Below are 1,780 nucleotides of genomic sequence, written 5' to 3' on the forward strand. Positions count from 1 at the left end.
CCATGGACGGCCCGGCGGCGCGCGCCGGCTGGCATGCGGTCGAACGCGGCGCAAGCCGCCTCGCCCGCTGGACGGACGGGCACGCCGAACTCGCCCTGCCGCCGGTCGCCGGCCCGGCGACCCTCACGCTCACCGTCGCGCCGCTCCCGGCCTATCCCGCCGCGGACCTCGCCATCGCCGCCTGACCTACCCGCCCGACCGGGCCGCCTACCGACACCCCCGCCGACGACGGCGGGGGTGTTGCGTTGTGAGGTCTCCACCCGGCGATCCTGCCGGATGCGTCACCATCCGGTCATCGTGAACCAGCCGGTATCCCACCTCCGGTAGTAACGCGAACGTTACTCCTGTTCAGCTTCGCGTCTTGGTTTAGTGGATCACGCTAAAGTCGCGGTCAATCGACATCGCGACAGCGGGGCGGGCGCAGGGCATCACATGAGCGGAACAACTTACGACAGCGACGGCACGCATGACGTCGCCGCGGGCATCGGGCTGACGGCGGTCACGGTGACGCACGACAGCGGCACGCCCTTCGGGCAGGTGCCGATCGTCACGCTGGACGTGACCACCCTGACCGGCACCCTGGACATAACCTCCACGAACGGCGCGGAGGCGATCGTCAACACGGCGCAGCTGAGCACCGCGGGCGGACAGCTGACCTATGACGCCAACGGCGGCGAAATCGTGCTCGGTCCCATGGGGGCGATCACCAAGACCCAGGATGGCACGATCGCCGGCGGCGGCACGTTCGATATCGGCGCCATCAAGTTCGACGGGCAAAGCAGCCCGACACTCAATGTGAGCTATGTCGGCCAGGGCGGAACCCTGGTGGTGGACCGGGCGGACGTCACCTCGTTCATCGGCGGCACGACGATCAGCGGGTTTGGCGGTGCCGGCGACGTCATCGACGATCAGGCGATCAACTACGGACAGATCAAAACCTATTCCGCCTTCTACAGCAAATTGTCCGGCCTCGAGACGTTTCGTTTCTATGATGGGCCGGCCACTTCCCGCGATCAGATCGGCCGTATCCAGGTCAAGGGAAGTATTGCCGCGACCGGCACATTCAGCCTCGGCTCCGGTCCCCTCGGTCTCTCCGCCGACAGCTCCGGCGGCCTGCTGATGGTCTGCTTCCTCGCCGGCACCGCTATCGCGACCCCGGACGGCGAACGCCTCGTCGAGTCGATCGCGCCGGGCGACCTCGTGCGCACCGCGTCAGGCGCCGCGCGGGCCGTGGCGTGGGTGGGCCACCGCACAGTCGAGCGGGCCTCGCTGCGCGAGGCGGACCTTCATGATCCGGTCGTGATCGCCGCCGACGCCGTCGCTCCCGGCATTCCGGCGCGTGACCTGCGCGTCACGCCCGACCACGCCATCCTGATCAAGGATCGGCTGATCCCGGCCCGCCTGCTGGTCAACGGCACGACGATCCGGCACGAGCCGATCGCGACCTATACCTACTATCACGTCGAACTCGACAGCCACGACATCCTGCTGGCCGAGGGGCTGACCGTCGAAAGCTATCTCGACTGCGCCGACCGTGGCCGCTTCGCCAATGCCGGTGTGGTCGCCCTGCACGCCGCCCCGGCGGCCGAGATCGACGCCGCCGCCGTCTATGCGGCGCACGGCTACCGCCCTCTGACGCTGGATGCCGCCACCGTGCAGCCGATCTGGGAGGCGCTAGCCGACCGCGCCGCCGAACTCGGCGCGGCCCCCGCAGCTCCGGCGACGACGGACGATGCCGGGCTGCACCTGCTGGTGGACGGCCGCCGCATCGCGCCGGTCG

2 protein-coding genes are annotated in these 1,780 nt (G+C 69.3%); both read left to right on the top strand.

Features of this window, described 5'->3' with window-relative positions:
- Positions 1-185: hypothetical protein (locus tag B8460_RS22385; RefSeq protein WP_048863055.1), on the top strand; the 185-nt coding region annotated here is incomplete at its 5' end.
- 247 nt (positions 186-432) lie between these two features.
- Positions 433-1,780, top strand: a 1,348-nt coding sequence (locus B8460_RS18295) for a Hint domain-containing protein (protein ID WP_048863056.1), incomplete at its 3' end; no start/stop codon positions are given.

The organism is Acidisphaera rubrifaciens HS-AP3 (assembly GCF_000964365.1).
GTDB lineage: Bacteria > Pseudomonadota > Alphaproteobacteria > Acetobacterales > Acetobacteraceae > Acidisphaera > Acidisphaera rubrifaciens.